17 protein-coding genes are annotated in these 20613 nt (G+C 66.9%); 11 read left to right on the top strand and 6 right to left on the bottom strand.

Annotation, left to right across the window (positions count from 1 at the left end; genetic code table 11):
* Positions 1–2: 2 nt before the first annotated feature.
* On the top strand, positions 3–2285 hold the full coding sequence (locus M9952_08850; protein ID MCO5313025.1) for a beta-propeller domain-containing protein: 2283 nt from the start codon (positions 3–5) through the stop codon (positions 2283–2285).
* A gap of 115 nt (positions 2286–2400) precedes the next feature.
* Here M9952_08850 and serA read toward each other — a convergent pair whose 3' ends face one another.
* The 3 genes from serA to M9952_08865 form a co-directional block, all read right to left on the bottom strand.
* Positions 2401–3966, bottom strand: coding sequence for a phosphoglycerate dehydrogenase (gene serA / locus M9952_08855; GenBank protein MCO5313026.1), 1566 nt, complete (start codon positions 3964–3966; stop codon positions 2401–2403).
* Positions 3967–4081: 115 nt separating this feature from the next.
* On the bottom strand, positions 4082–6076 hold the full coding sequence (locus tag M9952_08860) for a prolyl oligopeptidase family serine peptidase (protein ID MCO5313027.1): 1995 nt from the start codon (positions 6074–6076) through the stop codon (positions 4082–4084).
* Positions 6077–6228: 152 nt separating this feature from the next.
* Positions 6229–7452, bottom strand: a complete 1224-nt coding sequence (locus M9952_08865; protein ID MCO5313028.1) for a pyridoxal phosphate-dependent aminotransferase — start codon at positions 7450–7452, stop codon at positions 6229–6231.
* A gap of 111 nt (positions 7453–7563) precedes the next feature.
* Here M9952_08865 and serC point away from each other — a divergent pair, with 111 nt between their 5' ends.
* Genes serC through M9952_08885 form a run of 4 tightly spaced genes read left to right on the top strand, consistent with a single transcriptional unit; the run spans position 7564 to position 12916 of the window.
* Positions 7564–8682 (top strand): phosphoserine transaminase, encoded by a 1119-nt coding sequence (gene serC / locus M9952_08870; protein ID MCO5313029.1) that lies wholly within the window; start codon positions 7564–7566, stop codon positions 8680–8682.
* Between the two features lie 46 nt (positions 8683–8728).
* The gene (locus M9952_08875; GenBank protein ID MCO5313030.1) at positions 8729–10879 is read left to right on the top strand and encodes an acyltransferase family protein; all 2151 of its coding nucleotides are present in this window, start codon (positions 8729–8731) and stop codon (positions 10877–10879) included.
* A gap of 40 nt (positions 10880–10919) precedes the next feature.
* Positions 10920–12680, top strand: a complete 1761-nt coding sequence (locus M9952_08880; GenBank protein ID MCO5313031.1) for an acyl--CoA ligase — start codon at positions 10920–10922, stop codon at positions 12678–12680.
* Positions 12677–12916, top strand: a complete 240-nt coding sequence (locus M9952_08885; GenBank protein MCO5313032.1) for a hypothetical protein — start codon at positions 12677–12679, stop codon at positions 12914–12916. Before M9952_08880 ends, M9952_08885 begins: the two co-directional genes overlap by 4 nt.
* 13 nt (positions 12917–12929) lie before the next feature.
* On the opposite strand, the gene M9952_08890 is transcribed toward M9952_08885, so the two are convergent.
* Together M9952_08890 and M9952_08895 are read right to left on the bottom strand one after the other, a co-directional pair.
* Positions 12930–14240, bottom strand: a complete 1311-nt coding sequence (locus tag M9952_08890) for a bifunctional o-acetylhomoserine/o-acetylserine sulfhydrylase (GenBank protein ID MCO5313033.1) — start codon at positions 14238–14240, stop codon at positions 12930–12932.
* A gap of 186 nt (positions 14241–14426) precedes the next feature.
* Positions 14427–15242: a hypothetical protein gene (locus M9952_08895; GenBank protein ID MCO5313034.1), complete on the bottom strand. Its 816-nt coding sequence runs from the start codon at positions 15240–15242 to the stop codon at positions 14427–14429.
* Between the two features lie 210 nt (positions 15243–15452).
* On the opposite strand from M9952_08895, the gene M9952_08900 reads away from it, so the two are divergent.
* Entirely contained in the window at positions 15453–15827 is a 375-nt protein-coding gene (locus tag M9952_08900) for a hypothetical protein (protein ID MCO5313035.1), read from the top strand.
* Between the two features lie 18 nt (positions 15828–15845).
* Here M9952_08900 and ung read toward each other — a convergent pair whose 3' ends face one another.
* Entirely contained in the window at positions 15846–16502 is a 657-nt protein-coding gene (gene ung, locus M9952_08905) for a uracil-DNA glycosylase (protein MCO5313036.1), read from the bottom strand.
* Between the two features lie 62 nt (positions 16503–16564).
* Here ung and M9952_08910 point away from each other — a divergent pair, with 62 nt between their 5' ends.
* The 5 genes from M9952_08910 to M9952_08930 all read left to right on the top strand — a co-directional run bounded on the left by M9952_08910 (position 16565) and on the right by M9952_08930 (position 20564).
* The gene (locus M9952_08910; protein MCO5313037.1) at positions 16565–17437 is read left to right on the top strand and encodes a helix-turn-helix domain-containing protein; all 873 of its coding nucleotides are present in this window, start codon (positions 16565–16567) and stop codon (positions 17435–17437) included.
* Between the two features lie 4 nt (positions 17438–17441).
* The gene (locus M9952_08915) at positions 17442–17921 is read left to right on the top strand and encodes a VOC family protein (protein MCO5313038.1); all 480 of its coding nucleotides are present in this window, start codon (positions 17442–17444) and stop codon (positions 17919–17921) included.
* 62 nt (positions 17922–17983) lie between these two features.
* Positions 17984–18460: a 2-oxoglutarate and iron-dependent oxygenase domain-containing protein gene (locus tag M9952_08920; GenBank protein MCO5313039.1), complete on the top strand. Its 477-nt coding sequence runs from the start codon at positions 17984–17986 to the stop codon at positions 18458–18460.
* 23 nt (positions 18461–18483) lie between these two features.
* Complete coding sequence (locus M9952_08925; GenBank protein MCO5313040.1) at positions 18484–18798, top strand: hypothetical protein; 315 nt, start codon at positions 18484–18486, stop codon at positions 18796–18798.
* Positions 18799–18839: 41 nt separating this feature from the next.
* On the top strand, positions 18840–20564 hold the full coding sequence (locus M9952_08930) for an amidohydrolase (protein ID MCO5313041.1): 1725 nt from the start codon (positions 18840–18842) through the stop codon (positions 20562–20564).
* The last annotated feature ends 49 nt before the right edge of the window (positions 20565–20613 follow it).

Consider the following 20613-nt stretch of genomic DNA (forward strand, 5'->3'; position numbering starts at 1 on the left):
ACATGCCCAACCTTCGCAAACGCCATATTCGCCAGAATCCTGGGTTCCGCACAGCTGCAGCGGTCGCGGCGCTGTGCAGCGTCGCCATGTTGTCCGGCGGCTGTGCGAACGACCCCATCGCCGGTAACTCGACGGCGCCGACCACCAGGTACGACTTCCCGCGACTCGGGCTGAGCGCCGCAGCGCTCACTCGGGCGCAGACCTGCGACGACGTCGTCGCCTACTTCAAGGCAGCCGCCAAAGAGATGGTGTCGGCCCAACAGGGGTACGGCTATGGGGGCGACGTTTTCGCCACGGCGGATGCGGCGGGTTCCGCGGCCGACGGCGCAGCGCCGGCGACGGTACCGGCTGCGCGGGAGTCCAACCGGACGGCGACGCCTGAGTCGTCGACCGCTGGGTCCTCAGACGACAAGGCATCATTCGACGAGACCGCGACCGGTACCAACAACCAGGAGGCCGGGGTCGACGAGGCCGACATGATCAAGACCGACGGCCGACGGGTCGTGTCGATCCGTGGCCAGGAACTCATCGTGGTCGACCTCGATGGCGGCGCCGCAGCGGTCAGTGGTCGAGTGACGTTGCCCGACGGGTTCAGCGCCGCCTCCCTGTTCCTCACCGGCGACCGGGTGATGGTGTTGGGGTCCTCTTGGCTCCAGACAGAGGACTCCCCCGCTGGCGCCTCCGGCGGCGTCCGCGACGATGCTGCCCTCGACATGGGCTGGAGCCCCGGGGCCTCGGCGGTTCAGGTTGTGGAGGTCGCGCTCGGCGGCCAACCGACGGTCGTTGCGACCCGCAGCGTCGAGGGGTGGCTCACCGACGCCCGCATGAGCGATGGGACGGTGCGGGTCATCGTCTCCAATTCCAAGCAGCCCTACTACCAGGCTCCGATGCCCGAGTACCCGTACTCCGACGACGAACGGTCGTGGGAGGCGTACACCGAAGCGTCGACCAAGGCGATGACGGAATACATCGAGACGACCACGGCAACCGACTGGCTGCCCGTCGACGACTCCGGCGATCTCGTCACCAGATGTGCCGACACCTACCTGCCCGCCGAAAACGCCGGTGACGGCACGGTCACCGTGCTGACCTTCGCCGACGGTGTCGACTCGATGGAATCGGCAGCGGTGACCGGCACCGCCGAGACGGTGTACGCCAGCACCGACGCCATCTACCTCGCCACCTCCGTCTGGAACTGGCGGACCTTTGCAGCCGACACCGATGGCGACGCCGGCGGAACCACCGACCTCCACATGTTCGCCACCTCCGGCTCGGCAAACGCCACCTATGTCGCGTCGGGCCAGATCAGCGGCCACGTCCTCAACCAGTACTCGATGAGCGAGTCCGACGACACGCTTCGGGTGGCGACCACCAAGGGATCCTGGGGGTCGGGCGAATCCGGCGTCATGACGCTGCGAGCCGAGGGCGAAGCGCTGCAGGTCGTCGGTGAGGTGTGGGGCCTCGGACCGGGCGAGACGATCCAGTCGGTTCGATTCGTCGGCGACACCGCGTATGTCGTGACCTTCGAACAGACCGACCCCTTCTACGTCGTCGACGTTGCCGACCCGGCGAACCCGAAGGTGCTCGGTGAACTGAAGGTCCCCGGGTTCAGCAACTACCTGCACCCGGTCGGCGAACATCTCGTCCTCGGTATCGGGGCCGACGCCGACGACAACGGCATGACAACGGGGGCGAAGGTGTCGCTGTACGACGTCTCCGACCCGACCAAGCCGAGCGAACTCGACACCTGGACCGCGACCGACCTCGCCTTCCAGGCTGGAAACGATCCCCACGCATTCACCTGGGACGCCGAGCGACGCCTGGCCTATGTCATCTACACCGACGCTTGCTACGCCGATTGGGAGCGCTGCACCTACAGCGATGACGGCGGCGCGGCGGTGTTCCACGTCTCCGAGGACACGATCGAGCCGCTCACCCGTCTGACCCACGACAACCGAGTGCCGGATCCGGCTCCAACGACCACCACCGAACCGACCACCACCGAACCTGCGACAACCGAGCCAGCGACCACTGTGCCCGCGTCAACTGAACCGGCCACCACCGACGCCCCCACCACCACGGCACCCGTTGCCGCACCGGGTGTTTCGGCAACGGAGGACATCGCTGTCTCCGAACCGTCGATCGGTGCCCCGGCCCCGACGCAATGGGTGTTCCCGATCACCCGGGCGTTCCCCCTCGGCGATTCGGTCGTCACGTTCTCGTGGTGGGGCATCGGGGTGTTCAGCGCCGACGACTTCCGCCTCACCGGGTTCGCAGCGTTCTAGCCCGCACCACCAGCCCAGCTCGCGTCAGCGTTCTGTAGGTAATCGCGGTGGCCATAACAACCGCGATTACCTACAGAACGGCCAACGGCGGCCAACGGCGGCCAACGGCGGCGCGTCAGCCGCGAACGCGGTTGACGCTCACGATTCCCTCGCGAGCCTCGAGATCGGCGACCACCGAATCCGCAACCGCCTCGGAGGTCGACAGCACCATGAGTGCCGCCACCCCATCGGCGTCCTCGCCGACGACCATGTCGGAGATGTTCACCCCCGAAGCCCCCACGGCGGTGCCGATGAGGCCGATCATGCCCGGCACGTCGTCGTTGCGCACGACGAGCATGTTTGCCGACGGACGAATGTCGACCGCGAACCCGTCGACCATCACGATCTTCGAAACGGCACGAAGCCCCGCAAGCGTCCCGGCGATGGAGTTCGAGCCGATCCGCACCGTGATCAGGTTCACGTAGTCCTTCGGGGTCGTCGACTGCGTGGCGTTCACGTCGATGCCCTTGTCGGCGGCCATCTGCGGAGCGTTCACATAAGACACCGGATCTTCGCTGATGGCGCCGAAGAACCCCTTGAGCACCGACAGGGTGAGGATTCTCGTGTCGTACTCGGCGATCTGTCCGTCGTAGCTGATCTCGAGCGCCCCCTTCGCACCCCCGGCGAGGCCGGCGAGCAGGCCGCCGAGCGTCTCGGCCAAGGCCTGGTACGGCCGGACCGTCTCGGACACCTCACCCGCCGAGACGTTGACCGCGAACGGCACGAATTCGCCGGACAGGGCGAGCTTGACCATGTCGGCGATCGTGTCGCCCGCCTTGTCCTGCGCTTCGACCGTGGAGGCCCCGAGGTGCGGGGTCACGATGATCTCGTCGACGTCGAACAACGGGGACTCGGTGCACGGCTCGGAATCGAACACGTCGATGGCTGCGCCGGCGATCACCTTGTTGCGCACCGCGTCGGCGAGGTCGGCCTCGTTGATGATGCCACCGCGGGCGACGTTGATGATGCGCATGTCGGGTTTGGCTTTGGCGAGCAACTCGGCGTTGATCAGGTTGATCGTCTCGGGGGTCTTCGCCAGGTGCAACGTGACGAAGTCGGATCGGGCCATCAGCTCATCCAGGCTCACCAGCTCGGTGGACATGCGCCGGGCTGCGTCCTCGCTGACGAACGGGTCATACGCGATGAGCTTCATGCCGAACGCGAGCGCACGCTGAGCCACCAACCGCCCGATCCGGCCGAGACCGATGATGCCGAGGGTCTTGTCGCCCAGTTCGACGCCGTTCCACTTCGAACGCTCCCAACGCCCCGCCTTGAGCGCCGAATGGGCCTGGGGAATGTTGCGGGCCTGGCTCAGCAACATGGCCATGGTGTGTTCCGCCGCCGACACGACGTTGGACTGCGGGGCGTTCACCACCATCACGCCGAGTTCGGTTGCCGCGGCGGTGTCGACGTTGTCGAGCCCGATGCCCGCACGCCCGACCACGACCAGGTCGCGTCCCGCCTCGAGCACTTCGCGGGTCACCTGCGTCGCCGACCGGATGATCAGCGCGTGCGCCCCCTTCACCAGTTCGAGGAGCGATTCGGGGGTCCAGTCGAGCTGGATGTCGACCGTGTGCCCGGCGTCGCGCAGACGCTGCAGACCGTTGTCGGCGATTGCTTCAGTTACGAGTACTCGTGCCACGTCCGCCGATGCTACCGGCGCGGCGCCCCGGCCCCGAACCGAGATTCACCACCGTGACGGGTGTCGCAACGTTGCGACCGACGACACGTCAGCGCCCATGGCGCGAGGCGAGCGTTCACAGGTGCTTGACCTCGACCGGGTCGACCCCCTCGGGATGTGGAAACCCGAGGGTCTGCGCGTAGAAGCTCAGCTCGGCCTCCAGGCACCGCACGATGTTGTCGGCCTGGCGAAAGCCGTGGCCTTCCCCCGCGAAGAACACGGCGCTGTGCGGCACGCCGCGGGCATCGAGCGCGGCGGCCATCACCTCGGCCTGATTCGCCGGAACCACGAGGTCCTCGGTGCCCTGGAACAAGATGACCGGAGCGGTGAGGCGTTCGATGTGATGGATGGGCGAGCGCTCGATGAACACCTCGCGCCCCTCGGGCAGGTTGGCGACCAGGCTGAAGGTGTAGCGCGATTCGAACTTGTGGTCGTCGCCCACCAACAGCTCGAGATCCGCGATTCCATACAGCGAACAACCGGCGCTGAACGCATCGTGGAACGTGAGCGCCGCCAAGGTCGTGAATCCACCGGCGGACCCGCCGCGGATGATCAACCGATCCGGATCGGCACGGCCTGCGCCGATCAGGAACTCGCCGGCGGCGATGCAATCCTCGACGTCGACGACACCCCACTCGCCGCGCAACAGGTCGCGGAACTGGCGGCCGAACCCGGTGCTGCCACGGTGATTCACATCGACCACGGCGAACCCCCGGGAGGTCCAGTACTGGGTCCGAAGGCTGAGTTCCGGGGTGGCTGATGCGGTCGGACCGCCGTGGATCATGACCACCAGCGGCGGACGGGTCCCCTCCGGTGCGACGAAATCGGGGTTCGTCGGCGGGTAGTAGATCCCGTGGGCGACACCGTGAACGGTCGGATACGTGATGGGCTGGCCGACCGAGATGTACGCCGAGGTCATCGGCGGGTCGGCGACCGGACGCATGCTTTCGATGCGCGAGGTCGCACCGTTTCTGCCGACGACGGTCGCCACGACCGACGCGGACAGCGTGAAGCTCCCGCCGACGAACACGACGGTGGTGGTCCAGGCCTGAACCTGTTGCACCGACGTGAAGGGCACCTCGAGTCGATCGACGCGGGTGCTGAGCTGGTCGTACACCGCGAGATGGTCGATGCCGTCGCTGGAATAGGCGAACACGACCCGGTCATCGGAAAGAAAGTCGTAGCGCGACAGACCGAACACCCACGGCGGCGTGCCGACCTCCCAGGGGCCTTCGGCAACCACGTGCGGTTCGCCGGTCGGCGCACCCTGCTCGTTGAAGTGGTACAGGTTCCACCAGTCGTTGCGATCCGAACAGAACCACAGGTGATTGTCGTGATCCCACCGCGGTTGCACGATCGACTCGTGGCCGTCGCCGACCACCTTGGTCGGGTTCACGAGCCGCGGGGTTCCACTCGACGTGTCCAGGCGGCCCATCCACAACTCGGTGGCGTCCCAGGGCATGTTCGGGTGCGACCATTCGACCCACACCACCCACTCGCCCAACCGGTCGACCCGCGGCGACATGACGAAATCGGCGTGCTCGCGCAACACCACCGGCTCGCCGCCCACCGCCGGCACGGCGACCAGCCGGTTGACACATTCGGTGGCTCGCGGCAGGCCCTGTTCGCCCGGATGGGCCTCCTGAACACAGACGATGAAGCGACGATCGGGGGTCATGGACGCGTCGGCGTACCGCAGACCTCGCGACCGTCGCGGCGCCGGGGTGACCGGCGTCGGCTTGGATCCGGGGACGAACCCGGGATCGCACCGGTAGATCCGTTGATCGGCGCCGTTGACGAAAAACAGCGTGTCGACGTCAACCCACCACGCACCGCCGCCGTACTCGTGCACCGAACTCGACGCCGAAAATCCGTCGGGGAGCAGGTCGAACAACTCCCCGTCGGGGGTGCGCTTCACGATCTGAATCCGGCCGCCCTCGGCCGGACGCCCCTCCGACCAGAACACGGCGTCATCGGTGATCGCCACCTCGCCGAGGCGAGCGGTGGCCGACATCACGCGCTGCGCAGTGATCGGTGAGTGCCAGGAGCCGTAGGGCGCGAGTTCAGCCATGCCGTGTCGACGATATCGCGGGCGCTTGCCGAAACCGCCTGATGCCCTCGAAACGGCCCCACGCCCCCCCGACGCGAACACGACCCCACGCGAACACGCCCCGACGTCGGCCACAGGGCCGTCGGGGCGTGTTCACGAGCTGGCGAGAAAGGTCAGGAGCTGGACGCGACGAGATCCGCGATGCGACGGATGCCCTCGATCATGTCCTCGTCGGAGAGCGCGAAGCTGAACCGGGCGTATCCCGGCGCACCGAAGGCCTCGCCCGGAACGAAGGCCACGTTGACCTCCTCCAAGATGAGGTCGGCGAGTTCGAGCGTCGTGGTGGCGACCCGACCGTTGAGCGAGATGTTGAGCAGGCCCGTGAAGTTCGGGAAGGCGTAGAAGGCCCCCTCCGGTTCGAGGCAGGTGACCCCGGGAATCTCCGAGAGCATCTTCCACATCGTCACCCGTCGGCGGTCGAAGGCCGCACGCATCTCGTCGACCGCGTCGAGGCCGCCCTCGAGCGCCGCGATCGCCGCGTACTGGGCCACGTTGCTGACGTTGGAGGTCGCGTGGCTCTGCAGGTTCGTCGCGGCCTTGATCACGTCGGTCGGCCCGACGATCCAACCGACCCGCCAGCCGGTCATCGCGTAGGTCTTGGCGACCCCGTTGACGATCAGGCAGGTGTCGCGCAGTTCCGGCACGACTCCCGGCATCGAGGTGAACTCGTTGTCGCCGTAGACCAGGTGCTGGTAGATCTCGTCGGTGATCACCCAGATGCCGTGTTCGACGGCCCAGCGGCCGATGGCCTCCACCTCGTCGCGGGGATACACCGCACCGGTCGGGTTGGAGGGCGACACGAACACCAGCGCCTTGGTCCGTTCGGTTCGCGCGGCCTCGAGTTGTTCGACCGTCGCCCGGAATCCGGTCGACTCGTCGGTGGGCAACTCGACGGTGACCCCGCCGGCCAGAGCTATCGACTCGGGATACGTCGTCCAGTACGGGGCCGGCAACAAGACCTCGTCGCCGGGGTCGAGCAGGGTTGCGAACGCGTTGTACAGGGCGTGTTTGCCGCCGTTGGTGACGATGACCTGCGACGGTTCCACCTCGACCCCGGAGTCGCGCAGCGTCGCCGCGGCGATCGCGGCCTGCAGCGCCGGCAGCCCACCGGCCGGGGTGTAGCGGTGTGCCACCGGGTTCTTCGCCGCCTCGATCGCGGCGGCGACGATGTAGTCGGGGGTTGCAAAGTCGGGTTCACCGGCACCGAAACCGATGACCGGCTCCCCCTTCGCCTTCAGCGCCTTGGCCTTCGCGTCGACCGCGAGGGTTGCGGACGGGGCGATCGCGGCGATGCGCCGGGAAATTCGTGGCTTGTGGGATGCGCTTGATTCGGTCACGTGGGCAATTCTTGGCCGCACGACGGCCCGCGTCGAATTCATTTCCCACCCACCTCAGCCATCTGTCGAACTGATTTCCACCGAGGGGCGATCATTGGGAGACTGAGGGCGATGAGCGACACGATCAACATCCCCTCCGACCTGCTCCCCGCGGACGGCCGCTTCGGTTGTGGCCCTTCCAAGATCCGCCCCGAGGCGATCGAGGCCCTGGCGGCCTCGACCGGCTATCTGGGCACGTCGCACCGCCAGGCTGCGGTGCTCTTCGAGGTCGGAGCGCTGCGCAACGCCGTCGCCGAACTGTTCTCCCTGCCCGACGGATACGAGGTCCTCATCGGAAACGGCGGGTCGACTCTGTTCTGGGACGCCGCCACCTTCGGGCTCATCCGCGAGCGCAGCCAGCACCTGGTGTTCGGAGAGTTCAGCTCGAAGTTCTTCTCCGCGTCGAAGGCGGCGCCCTTCCTCGGTGACCCGTCGAAGGTCGAATCCGAGGTCGGCACCCACCCGGTGTCGGTGGCCGAGGACGGGATCGATCTCTACGCGATGACCCACAACGAAACCTCGACCGGGGTCGCGATGCCGCTGACCCGCCCCGCCGGCATCGCCGCCGATGCGCTCGTCGCCGTCGACGCCACCTCAGGCGCGGGCGGGCTTCGCGTCGACATGAACGAGGTCGACGTCTACTACTTCGCCCCCCAAAAGTGCCTCGCCTCCGACGGCGGGCTGTGGATCGCAGCGTGTTCGCCACGCGCCATCGAACGCATCGAACAAATCCGTGCCTCCGGGCGTTGGACCCCGGCCATGTTGGACCTAGGCATTGCGCTCGACAACAGCCGCAAGGACCAGACCTACAACACGCCGGCTCTCGCCACGGTGTTCCTGGCCAACCAGCAGATCCGCTGGGTTCTCGACAACGGCGGGCTCGAGTTCGCCGCCGGGCGCTGTGACGCCTCGGCACAGACGCTGTATGGCTGGGCCGATGCCCACGAGTTGGCGACCCCCTTCGTCACCGATGCCGCCATGCGGTCCCATGTGGTCGCCACGATCGACTTCGCCGACACCGTCGACGCCAAACGCCTCGCGGCGGTTCTGCGGGCAAACGGCATCGTGGACGTCGAGCCATACCGCAAGCTCGGCCGCAACCAGTTGCGGGTGGCGATGTTCCCGGCCATCGACCCCGACGACATCGCGAAGCTCACCGGCTGTATCGATCACGTCCTCGAGCGGCTCTAGAGCCCGCGTCGAGCCGCCCCTCCAACCGCTTCCCCGCCACGACCACGTGACCGCACAGCTCGCCATCGAGTCACCGCCCGCCGGTGCCCCGCGCCTGCGGCGGCCGCGCTACCTGCCGGCGCTCGACGGTCTTCGCGGCTTTGCCGTCGCGGCGGTCGTCGCGTATCACCTCGGTTGGCTCCCCGGGGGCTTTCTCGGCGTCGACCTGTTCTTCGTGCTCAGCGGGTTTCTGATCACCCGCATCATCACCGCCGAGATCGCCAGCACGAACTCGTTGAACCTCCGCCGGTTCTGGGCGCGGCGTTTTCGCCGGCTCGCCCCATCGCTGTTCATCGTGTTGGGTTCGGTCGGCGCGTACGTCGCCATCGCCGGCCCGAACGAGCGGCCGGTGGGAATCGGTCGCCAGTTCGCCGCCGCGTTCACATGGACCTCGAACTGGGAACAACTGTTGGGCAGCGGGTACTGGACGAGCTACGGCGCGCCCTCGCCGCTTCGTCACCTGTGGTCGTTGGCCATCGAGGAGCAGTTCTACCTCGTGTTTCCGGTCATCGTGATCATGCTCTACCGCTGGGCGAGAAACCCCCGTGCGGTGGCGTTCCTGCTGGCGGTGGCGGCGACCGTCACCTCCGCGTGGGCACTGTTTCTGGTCGCGACCGACGCCCCGACCGACCGCGTGTATCTCGGCACCGACACCCGCATCGGTGCCCTGTTGATCGGTGCCGCTGCCGCGCTGTGGATCGCACGAGGTCTGCCCCGCTTCGTGCAATCACGCTGGATGGGCGCGATCGTCGTAGTCTCCTCCATCGTCTCGGTCGTGTTGTGGGCGACGTTGTCGTTCGACCGGATCAACCTTGCGAAGTGGGCGCTGTTGTTGGTGAGCGGAATCTGCTCGCTGATGCTGGTTCTCGCTTGTGCACGTCGCAACACCAACGACTGGTTCCACCGACTCATGACCCTGCGGCCGCTTCGGCGGCTCGGAATGATCTCCTATGCCCTCTACCTGGTCCACTGGCCGATCCACATCTGGCTCGGTTCCTCCGCCCCCGAAACCTCACCGACCGTGCGCGGCCTGATCGTCGTCGCGCTCAGCGTTCCGATCGCGGCGGTGTTGACCTCGCTGGTCGAACAGCCCATCCGGCTTCGCTCGTTCACCAGCATCAAGTCGTTCGCCCCGCTGGCCGCGACCGCGGCGGTGGTGATCGGCGCCGCCGGGGTGGGCGCAGTGATGACCTCCTCGTCGACGCCGACCCAGCGCCTCCTCGTGGCAGCGCCGAGCGACACCATGTCGACCCCGATGGGCAATGACGTCGACAGCGACCTGAACAGCGCGGCGAGCGCCACCACCGATGCCCAACCCACCGACCCGAACGCGGCCGTCGCAGGCGCCACGAGCGTCGCCGACCCGGCAACACCGCTCGACGAATCCGAGGCGCCGGCACCCGACTCGACACCGGCGGGCGGCCAGGCGATTGCGGCGCCGGCGAGCAACCCGTCGACCACCCCGACGCCCACTCCACGGCTGTTGATGCTCGGCGACTCGGTTGCGGCCGGCATCCAACGCGACTTCCTCGCCTCGGCCAAGACCGCGGGCATACCGGCGCTGTCCCATTCGATGATCGGCTGCGGAATCGCCGGATTCGGCGACGGACTTCGCCTGGCGAACAAGACGCCCGTCGCTCCCACCCGCAACTGCACCGCGTGGCGCAACGCCTGGCGCAGCACCATCGAAGGGTTCGCTCCGACCGACGTGATCGTCATCCGATCGACCGTCTATTTCGAGGAGGTCAACGTCGGGGGCGCTTGGCATCCGGTGTGCTCGAGCAGCTATCACGACTTCTATCGCGACCATGTCATCGCCGAGATCGACGAGATCGCGTCGCAGGGTGCCCGGGTCGCGTTGGCGAACATCGCCTACAACCGCTCCAAGATGCTGGTCATGTCCGGCGAGGATGCGGTACGCCGCAACGACGCCAACATCGACTGTTTGAACGCAGCGCTGCGCGACGCCATCGCCGCCCGGCCCGACTCCGCTCGGCTGCTCGACCTCGCCGCCTGGGTGTGTCCGAACGGCCAGTGTCCGACCGGCGACGAAGCGACCCGGATGCGGCCCGACGGGGTCCATTTCGAAAACGGTGGTGCGGTGCTGATGGCCAATTGGGTCGTCGAGGCGACGCGACGAAGCATCCCCGCCGGCTGATTCCCGCCGTGACGGTGGTCACACTGGCAGACTGTTGGCCATGTTGACCTTTCAGGAGATCACCGCGCAGCTCACCGCCCCCGGCGCTCAGTTCGAAACGACGACCGAGCTCATCGACGGCATCGAACAGACCGTTTACACCAACCGGTTCGGGTCGCTGCGCGAGGTCGCCCAGTTCTCACAACTCGCCCACGGGCCGAAGGAATTCATCGTCTACGGCGATCGACGAATCACCTTCGGCGAGTTCTTCGACCAGGCGAACGCGGTGTCGGCCGCTCTCCAATCGGCCGGAGTGGCCAAGGGCGACCGGGTAGCGGTCCTCGCGCAGAACTGCCCGGAATGGTGCCTGACGTTCTGGGGCACGGTCGACATCGGCAGCGTCCTGGTCGGCCTCAACGGTTGGTGGACCAACGACGAGATCCTCTACGGCCTCGAAGACTCCGGCGCCAAGGTGCTCGTGGCCGACCGCAAGCGATTCGAACGGATCAAAGACGATGTCGATCGTCTCGACTTCCTCGAGCGGGTCTACCTGATCGACTGCGACCCCGCCGAGGTCACCCCGGCCGGTTCCGACGGAGCAAAGCTCTACCGATTCGCAGACCTGCTGACACCGACCGCTGGGTCCGCTCCAGGCGCAACCACCATTGCCGACATCGCGATCGACGAAGCCGACTACGCGGTCATCTTCTACACCTCGGGAACGACGGGTCGCCCGAAAGGCGCCATCAGCACCCACCGCTCGATGGTCTGCAACCTGCAAAACACGGTGTTCGTCGTCACCGCATCGGCGGCGCTCCTTGCGGCGAACCATCCCGATCAGGCAGCGGCGGCGTCCTCCGGCGGAGACCAACCGGTCGCGCTGTTCACCTCGCCGCTGTTTCACGTCTCCGGTTGTCACACCTCCATGGTCGTGGGCGCCCTCGCCGGCATGCGCCTGGCGATGATCGAGGGCAAGTTCGAACCCGACAAGGCGCTCGAACTGATCGAGCGCGAGCGGGCCTCGACCTGGTCGACCGTGCCGACCATGGTGTGGCGGGTCTGCGAGTCGCCGAACCGGCACTACTTCGACACGTCGACGATCACCTCGGTGGGGTTCGGCGGTTCGCCCTCCGCCGACGAACTGCAGCGCCGCATCCGCGAGACCTTCCCCAACGTCGCCGCCACCACCAACGCCTACGGACTCACCGAGACCTCCTCGGCCGCCACCGTATTGGTGGGCGACGACGCGTTGAACCGCGCCGATACCGTCGGGCTGCCGATGCCGACGGTGACCCTCGGAATCTCCGACGGAAACGCAGGCCTCGCCGCTGCCGGGGCCACGGGCGAGGTGCTCGTCAAGAGTCCCCTGTTGATGGCCGGGTACTGGAACAAGCCCGATGCCACCGCCTCCACCATCCGCGACGGATGGCTCTACACCGGCGACGTCGGATTCATCGATGACGACGGCTACCTGCACATCACCGACCGCTCGAAGGACATGATCATCCGCGGCGGCGAGAACGTCTACTGCGTCGAGATCGAGAACTGCCTCGTCGAACACCCCAGAATTGCCGATGCCGCCATCATCGGCGTGCCCCACGACGGCCTCGGCGAGGAGGTCAAGGCCGTGATCGAGGTCGTGGGCGGTGAGACCCTCGATGCCGACGAGGTGCGTGCCTGGGTCGCCGAGCGCCTCGCTCCGTTCAAGGTTCCGACCTACGTCGAGTTCCACGACGGCAAGCTGCCCCGGAATGCGTCGGGCAAGCTGTTGAAGAACATCCTGCGAGGCAGCGGCGAGGTCTCGATGGCGGAGACGATGTGAGCGATCAACCCCCGCTGCCGGATGGCAGCTACGACGTGTTCATCGTCGACGCCATGGCGCACCCCGACGACGAACAGCGGGTCGCCGGGGTGGAAATCACTATCACCGCCGGCGAACACAAGGGCGCGTCATTCGCCCTCGCCGCGACCGGTTTAGCCGGCAGCGACATCGAACTGATCGGCCTGCCGGCCACGCTCACCGTCGTCGAGGGTGAACCGAAGCTCACCCTCGACTGACGGCGCTGTACTGCTACTTCGCCGCGGCGAAGCCCACCTCGAGGTCGGCGAGGATGTCGTCGATGGTTTCGAGGCCGACCGACAGGCGGATGAGCCCCGGGGTCACCGACGAGGCCGCTTGTTCCTCGGGGGTGAGCTGGCTGTGGGTGGTCGAGGCCGGGTGAATCGCCAACGAACGAACATCGCCGATGTTGGCGACGTGGCTGTGCAGCCTGAGCGAGTCGACGAAGCTGCGCCCGGCCTCGCGACCGCCCTCGATCTCGAACGCGAGCACCGAGCCGAAGCCGCGCCCCTCGAAGTACTTCTCGGCACGCTTGTGCCACGGTGAGGAGTCGAGCCCGCTGTAGTTCACGCTGCGGACCTGCGGGTGCCGAACGAGGAAGTCCGCCACCGTCTGGGCGTTCTCGAAATGACGCTCCATGCGGAGGCTGAGCGTCTCGACCCCCTGCAGCGTCAAGAACGCGTTGAACGGCGAGGTGGCGGGGCCCAGGTCTCGAAGCAGTTGCACGCGAGCCTTGACCGTGTACGCACCGGCGCCGAGCGCCGGGTGGAAGGCGAGGCCGTGATAGGACGGATCGGGGTCGATCATGCCGCGGTGTTTGCCGTGTGCGGTGTAGTCGAAGCTTCCGCCCTCGATGATGGCGCCACCGATCGAGGTGGCGTGGCCGCCGATGAACTTGGTGGTCGAGTGAACGACGATGTCGGCGCCCCACTTGATCGGGTTGATGCCATAGGGCGACGGCACGGTGTTGTCGACGATGAGCGGAACCCCGAGTTCATGGGCGAGCGTCGAGATGCCCTCGATGTCGAACACGTCGTTTCGAGGGTTGGCGAGCACCTCACCGAAGTACGCCCGGGTGTTCTCCTTGGTGGCGTCGCGCCATTGATCGAGGTCGTGGGGATCCTCGACGAAGGTCACCTCGATGCCGAGCTTGGGCAGGGTGTGATGCAACAGGTTGTAGGTTCCGCCGTACAGCGAAGGCGACGCCACGAGGTGCTCCCCCGCCTCCACGATGTTGAGGATGGCCAGCGTCGCAGCCGACTGCCCCGAGGCCACCGCAAGCGCGCCGGGCAGCCCGACCGCCGTGGTGAGCGCCCCTTCGAGCGAGGCGAGTCGGGCCTCGAGAACGCCCTGGGTGGGGTTCATGAGACGGGTGTAGATGTTGCCGATCTCGCTGAGCGCGAAAAGGTTGGCCGCATGATCGGAGTCACGGAACTGATAGGAGGTCGTCTGATAGATCGGCACGACCGTCGCGCCAGTGGTCGGATCCGGCTCCTGACCGGCGTGGATCTGCCGGGTCTCGAAACCCCATGACTCGCTCATTTGCACTCCTCGTTGAGTAGGTCTTCGTTGAGTAGGTCTGTCGTTGAGTAGGTCTGTCGTTGAGTAGGTCTGTCGTTGAGTAGGTCTGTCGTTGAGTAGGTCTGTCGTTGAATAGACCGCTGTGACGAGCACCCTAGGTTCCCAATTCCCGACCAAACAAGTCGGGTTTAGCTCGGGCAGGTGCCCTCACGTGAACCGTGCTCCGCGGTCATCGATCTGCAGCACCCTCGCGACCCCTGATGTCGGCAACTTCGCCACCACCCGCAAGCCGTCGCCCGGTTCGACAAAACACGCGACGGTCGGCCCAGAACCGCCGAGCCAGGCCGCGACAACCCCAGCGGCTCGCATCGCGTCCAGCGCCTCCTGTGATGGCGGCGACATGGCGAGGCGGAGGTCCTGGTGGAGACGGTCGTGCATCGCTTCGCCGATCGCATCGAGGTCGCCGGCTGCGAGCGCAGCGACGAGCACCGACGCGTGGGCGACGTTGAACACGGCGTCGACAAAGGGCACCATCTCGGGCAGCGCCGCTCGCGCCTTTCGGGTGGAGGTCACCGTCGTCGGCCACCACACCACGACGTCGAGCGCAGCGCCGAGCGGCACCCGAACCGCGGTCGTGCCCACCGCCGCGGTGAGGCCACCGAGCATCGAGGCCGCCGCGTTGTCGGGGTGTCCTTCGAGTTCGATCGCGAGCTCCAAGGCTCGAGCGCGGACCTGCGCCTCGGATTCTGCATCGCCGGTTTCCTCCACCCCGAGCAGGGCACCCGCCACGCGTGCTGCACCGGAAAAGCCGAGGCCGCGCCCTGGAGGGATCGGCGAGCGCCACCACAGCGGCCTCGAACCGCCGGCGCGCTGATACGCGACCACCAGCGGATGGCGGTCGTCTGCCTGAAGCAACGACTCACCCGGCTCGGTCGACGCGATGAACGGCAGAGTCAGCGCGAGCCCGAGGCTGTCGAAACCGGGGCCGAGGTTGGCGGACGACGCCGAGACGCTCACTCGCATGGCTCCACGCTACCGGTCTCTTCCGACATCGATTCTCGATATCTCCTGGCACACTGGCGGACGTGAGAATCGTGGAGCACGGGTGATGGCGTGAAGGTCGAAACCCCCTTGGGAACCTGGGTGGTTCGTCGTCGGTGGGTGCCGCGACAGCTCGGAAACGACAGCTACTGGTCCCGCTTTCGGAGCCGGAACTCCAAGGCGCGGCGCCGAATGAGCGAGGGCGCGGACCTACTCGATGCCGGCGACGGGTGCCTTCCCGACCTCGGCGAGGGGATCGCCATCGCGCTCCTCGTGATCGCCGCGGCGTTGTTGTTCATCTTCCTCGGGATCCCGCTGCTGATTGCGCTCGGCGAACTCGCCTTGCTGCTCGTCCTGTTCGTGATCGGCGTCGTCACCAAGGTCGTGTTTCGACGCCCCTGGACCGTCGAGGCGATCGATCACACGGGTGAACGTCACGCCTGGCGGGTGGTGGGCTGGCGGGCGAGCGGCGAGGTGCGCAACCTCGTCGCCGAGCGGGTCACTACGACCGGGGCCGTCCCGACGATCGCTGAGGTGTCGATGATGGCCGGGGTCGTCGCCGAGTGAAGGCGGACGTCTCGCGACTCAGCCCAAGCACCACTCGATGGGATCTCGTCCGGCCTCGGCGAGTGCCTCGTTCGCTCGACTGAACGGTCGGCTCCCGATGAACCCGTTATGGGCCGAGAGCGGAGACGGATGGGCCGATTCGATGACGACGTGTCGCGACGTATCGATCAGCGGCTTCTTTTTGCGCGCATAGGCGCCCCACAAGATGAACACCACCCGCTCTGGTTTGTCCGACACCGCTGAGATCACGCGGTCGGTGAAGCGTTCCCACCCCTTGTTCGCGTGCGAGCCGGCCTTGTGCGCCCGCACCGTCAACACCGCGTTCAACAACAGCACCCCCTGGCGAGCCCACGGCTCGAGGTTGCCGTGGGATGGAATCGGGCAGCCCAGGTCGCTGTGGAGCTCCTTGTAGATGTTCACCAACGACGGCGGTGGCTTCACGCCGTCGGTCACCGAGAAGCACAGCCCGTGCGCCTGCCCCGGACCGTGGTACGGGTCCTGGCCGAGGATCAGCACCTTCGTTTGCGCGTACGGCGTGAGTCGCAGCGCCGCGAACTCCTGTTCCTGTGGCGGATAGACGACGGTTTGCGAGCGCTCAGCGGCCACGAAAGCTCGAAGTTCCTTCCAGTACCCCTCGTCGAACTCGCCGCGCAGCACCGGATTCCAGTCGGTCATCACGGTGCCCATTCTGCTTCGACCCGCCACGACGAGCGACACCAGCCGATACCGTGGCAACGATGCCCGGATCCGCTCCGACGACGCTCAACGAGATGATCCCCCACCGGCCGCCACCGGCGCTGGCGGGCTACTTCGACTCGATCATCGGGTATCGCATGTCCGGGTTCCCCGCCGGGGTCCACCTCGGCATGCCGTCTCGTTCCCTCACCGTCATCATCAGCTACGACGATCCACTCCGGTTGCGGATGCATCCCGACACGGACCATGAAGGCTCGACCCATCTGGCGATGGCGAGCGGCATCCATCCGATCGCCGTCGAAATCGATCACACCGGGAACCAGCACGGCATCCAACTGAACTTCACACCCCAAGGCGCCCGGGCGTTGTTCGCCATGCCCTCGAAGGAACTCGCCGGCCTTGCGGTCGACCTCGACGACCTGTGGCCGGGGTCGCTGGGGCGCGACATCTACGACCGAACCGCCGATGTTGCGGGTTGGCCGCAGAGATTCGCCGCGCTCGACGCGGTGCTCCTCGAGGTGCTGCATCGCCACGAGGACCGCCGTCACGCTGTCCACGCCGCGGCGAGCGACACGTGGGACATCTTGTGTGCCACCGACGGTCGCGCTTCGATCTCCGCGATCGCGAGCGAACTCGGCTGGAGTCGACGGCTCATCACCGCACGCTTCACCGAGGAATACGGCCTCACCCCCAAGGCCATCGCCGGAGTCTTGCGCTTTCACCGCTCCGTGGAATGGCTACGTGCCCACCCGACCGGCTCCCTCGCCTATGCAGCCGCGGCGTGTGGGTTTTCCGATCATGCCCACATGACCAGGCAATGGCGCCAAATCTGTCGCACCACGCCGACGGGATGGCTGCGCGACGAGGTTTTCCCAAACGTTCAAGACACCGCCGCCGACGACATGAGACGCTGACCACATGACCGAACCACGCGACCCGAAAAGCGAAACCCACCCGAACAACGCAGCCCCGCCGACGGTGTGGGGCAGCCAGAACTACACCGACGCGAACGCCGCGATCGAGTTCCTCACCAACGTCTTCGGCTTCGAGGCGACGCTCGTCGTCGAGGATCCCGATGACCCTCAGATCATCCACCACGCAGAGCTCTGGTGGCCCGAAGGCGGAGGATTCATGCTCGGCACCAGCCAACGCGAGGGATCGGAGTTCTCGACGCTGCCCGGCCGTGTGGGCATGTACGTCGTCACCGCAGATCCGTTCCCCATCTACGACCGATGCGTCGCCGCCGGAGCCCGAATCGAACGCGAGATGGAGTCGACTCCCTACTGTGCGGCGCAGTTCACCGTGGCCGATCCCGAAGGCAACATGTGGTGCTTTGGAACCTACCGAGGCCTCAGCGAACCGGGCGACGCAGGTGCCCGCGTCACCTTCGAGGAATGAATCGATGCTGAATCAAAGCTGACGGTTCGCGACGGTTTCGACGAGCGGCCTACAGTCGCTCCGTGACCTACCAACCGTCGCCTTCCATCGCTGTGTCCCGACACGGCGCGACTGCCCCGACGCTCGTCGAGGTCGACCTTCGCCGCTGGGACGGGACCGAGACGCAACGGCGCGAACTCGCCGAGGAAGTCCGCGAGATCTGCCACCACGTCGGGTTCTTCGAACTCGTCGGTCACGGCGTTCCCGATGAGTTCCGTCGACGACATTTCGACTTCGTCGAACGGTTCTTCGCGTTACCCCTCGAGCACCGAAGCGCGATCGACAAGGCCAGGTCCCCTCAGTTTCGGGGATGGGAGCGCGTCGGTGCGGAACTCACCGACAACCGGGTCGACTACCGCGAACAGCTCGACCTCGCGGTGGAATACGAGGCCTACCCCGTCGGCGTCGAACCGGCCTACCTGCGCATCGACGGACCCAACCAGTGGCCCGACGAGGCGGTGATTCCGGGATTTCGCCTCGCGACGACGCGTTCGTCGTGAACCTCGGCGAGATCCTCCAGCGAATGACCGGAAACTACTTCGTCGCCACCAACCACCGGGTCATCGCGTCGCAGGCTCGAACCTCCTCGGCCTACTTCCACGGTGCCGATCTGCGCACGGCGCTCGTGCCGCTTTCGATGCCGCAGCGATACCTCGACGCCGTCGCGGCCTCACCGCGTCACGCCGAGGCCGGGTTCATGGCCAAACGCGACGAACTGCTCGCCGGCCAGGCGGGAACGAACTCGGCCTCCGCGGACACCTTCGGCCAGCAACTCATGAACTACTACCTGCGCAGCTACCCCGACATCGTCGCCGTACATCACCCCGACTGGAGCTGAATCGACGACGCCGTCGGGGCGCCGCACCGTAGGGTGGCCCCATGTGTGAAGCATGCGGCCCCCTCGGAGTCATCGCTCGAACCCGCACGGTTGCTCGCCCGACAGGTCCCATGCGCCCGGCCCGCCTCGCCCGGATGGCCACCGCGCACCACCGGGTCACCCCCGGTTCCGCCCGCCCGATCGAACGACTCCTTCTCGGCGCCACCGTGCACACCCTCGATCCGGCCTCGACGATCGCCGAGGCCATCGCCATCCGCGACGGAAGGATCGCGGCCGTCGGCTCGGCAGGGGAACTGCGCCACCTCGCCGATTCCAGCACCGAGGTGCTCGATCTCGACGGCCGCACCGTGGTCCCGGGCCTCATCGATGCCCACATGCATTCGGCCATGGTCGTGCTCGACGACTTCGTCGACGTCGGCCCCATCGCCACCCCGACCGCGGACCTGGTGTTTCAGGCACTCGCCGCTGCGGCCACCACTGGCGAAGGGTGGGTGCTGGCCAAGGCGTTCGACCCGACCATCACCGTCGGCCATCCCCAACTCGACCGCGACGTGCTCGATCGCCTGGTGCCCGACCGCCCCGCGTTCGTCCTCGAATCCAACGCCCACATCGGCTACGTGAACTCGGTCGCGCTGCGAATCGCCGGGGTCGACGACACGACCCCCGACCCGCCGGCCGCACGGTTCGTTCGCGACGCGACCGGACGTCTCACCGGCCGGGTGGAGGAATCCGCGGCGATCGCAGCATTCATCCTCCACGCGCCCTTTCCCGACGCCACCGAGATGCGCGCCCGGATCCGCCGGTTACTCGACCACGCGGCGAGTGTCGGGGCAACCATGTTGCACGACTGTGGCATCGGGATCGGAGGCCCGGCGGACCTCGACCTGCTGGCATCCGCGATCGACGAGAACTCCCCCGTTCGGTATCGGGGAATGTTGACCACCGACCACCTCGACGCCTGGGAACGTACGGGAATCGTGCCCGGATGGGGCACCGACGACTTCCGAGTCACCGGCATGAAGGCGTGGAGCGACGGATCGAATCAGGCCGGCACCGGCTACCAGCGCGAGCCCTACCTGAATTCGACCTCGCGAGGCGAGCTGAACTTCACCGTCGAACAACTCGCGGCCACCATCGATCGCTGTCACCGCGGCGGCTGGCAGATCGGGGTGCACGCCAACGGCGACGCCGCGATCGACACCACGATCGACGCGTATGAGGCCGCGCTCGAAGCGACGCCGCGCGAGGATCACCGCCATCGCATCGAGCACTGCAGCGTCTTGCACCCCGAACAGATCGAACGCATGGCGAGGCTCGGGCTGTCCCCGTCGTTTCTCATCGGACACATCCGCTGGTGGGGCGAGGCGTTTCGAGACCGGCTGCTCGGCCCCGAGCGATCGATGCACTACGACCCGTGTGCCTCAGCGCTCGCTGCGGGCCTGCGCATTTCGCTGCACTCCGACTACAACGTGACCCCGCTCGAGCCGCTGCGTTACGTGGAAGATGCCGTCAACCGGATCATGGCGGCCAACGGCGAGGTGCTCAACGATGCCGAACGCATCAGCGTCGAGGCCGGGCTGCGGGCGGTCACCAGCGACGCCGCCTGGCAGCTTCGCGAGGATCACCGCGCCGGCACGATGGAGGTGGGCAAATCGGCCGACCTGTGTGTCCTCGACGACGATCCGTTCCGAGTGGACGCCACGCGCATTTCACGCATCGCCGTCAGCGCCACCTACCGCGACGGGGTGTTGCGCCACGGCGCGTGACGCGCCCCCGGACGCGAATCATCCGGCTGGAGGCGACGCCAAGCGCCAA

It is taken from the genome of Microthrixaceae bacterium, assembly GCA_023957975.1.
Taxonomy (GTDB): domain Bacteria; phylum Actinomycetota; class Acidimicrobiia; order Acidimicrobiales; family Microtrichaceae; genus JAMLGM01.

Excerpts from the sequence above, each read along its gene's own strand:
- M9952_08850 (MCO5313025.1), top strand. The coding sequence starts at position 3 with ATGCCCAACCTTCGCAAACGCCATATTCGCCAGAATCCTGGGTTCCGC.
- M9952_08860 (MCO5313027.1), bottom strand. The coding sequence starts at position 6,076 with ATGGCTGAACTCGCGCCCTACGGCTCCTGGCACTCACCGATCACTGCG.
- serC (MCO5313029.1), top strand. The coding sequence starts at position 7,564 with ATGAGCGACACGATCAACATCCCCTCCGACCTGCTCCCCGCGGACGGC.
- M9952_08880 (MCO5313031.1), top strand. The coding sequence starts at position 10,920 with ATGTTGACCTTTCAGGAGATCACCGCGCAGCTCACCGCCCCCGGCGCT.
- M9952_08890 (MCO5313033.1), bottom strand. The coding sequence starts at position 14,240 with ATGAGCGAGTCATGGGGTTTCGAGACCCGGCAGATCCACGCCGGTCAG.
- M9952_08895 (MCO5313034.1), bottom strand. The coding sequence starts at position 15,242 with ATGCGAGTGAGCGTCTCGGCGTCGTCCGCCAACCTCGGCCCCGGTTTC.
- M9952_08900 (MCO5313035.1), top strand. The coding sequence starts at position 15,453 with ATGAGCGAGGGCGCGGACCTACTCGATGCCGGCGACGGGTGCCTTCCC.
- ung (MCO5313036.1), bottom strand. The coding sequence starts at position 16,502 with ATGACCGACTGGAATCCGGTGCTGCGCGGCGAGTTCGACGAGGGGTAC.
- M9952_08910 (MCO5313037.1), top strand. The coding sequence starts at position 16,565 with ATGCCCGGATCCGCTCCGACGACGCTCAACGAGATGATCCCCCACCGG.
- M9952_08915 (MCO5313038.1), top strand. The coding sequence starts at position 17,442 with ATGACCGAACCACGCGACCCGAAAAGCGAAACCCACCCGAACAACGCA.
- M9952_08925 (MCO5313040.1), top strand. The coding sequence starts at position 18,484 with ATGACCGGAAACTACTTCGTCGCCACCAACCACCGGGTCATCGCGTCG.
- M9952_08930 (MCO5313041.1), top strand. The coding sequence starts at position 18,840 with ATGTGTGAAGCATGCGGCCCCCTCGGAGTCATCGCTCGAACCCGCACG.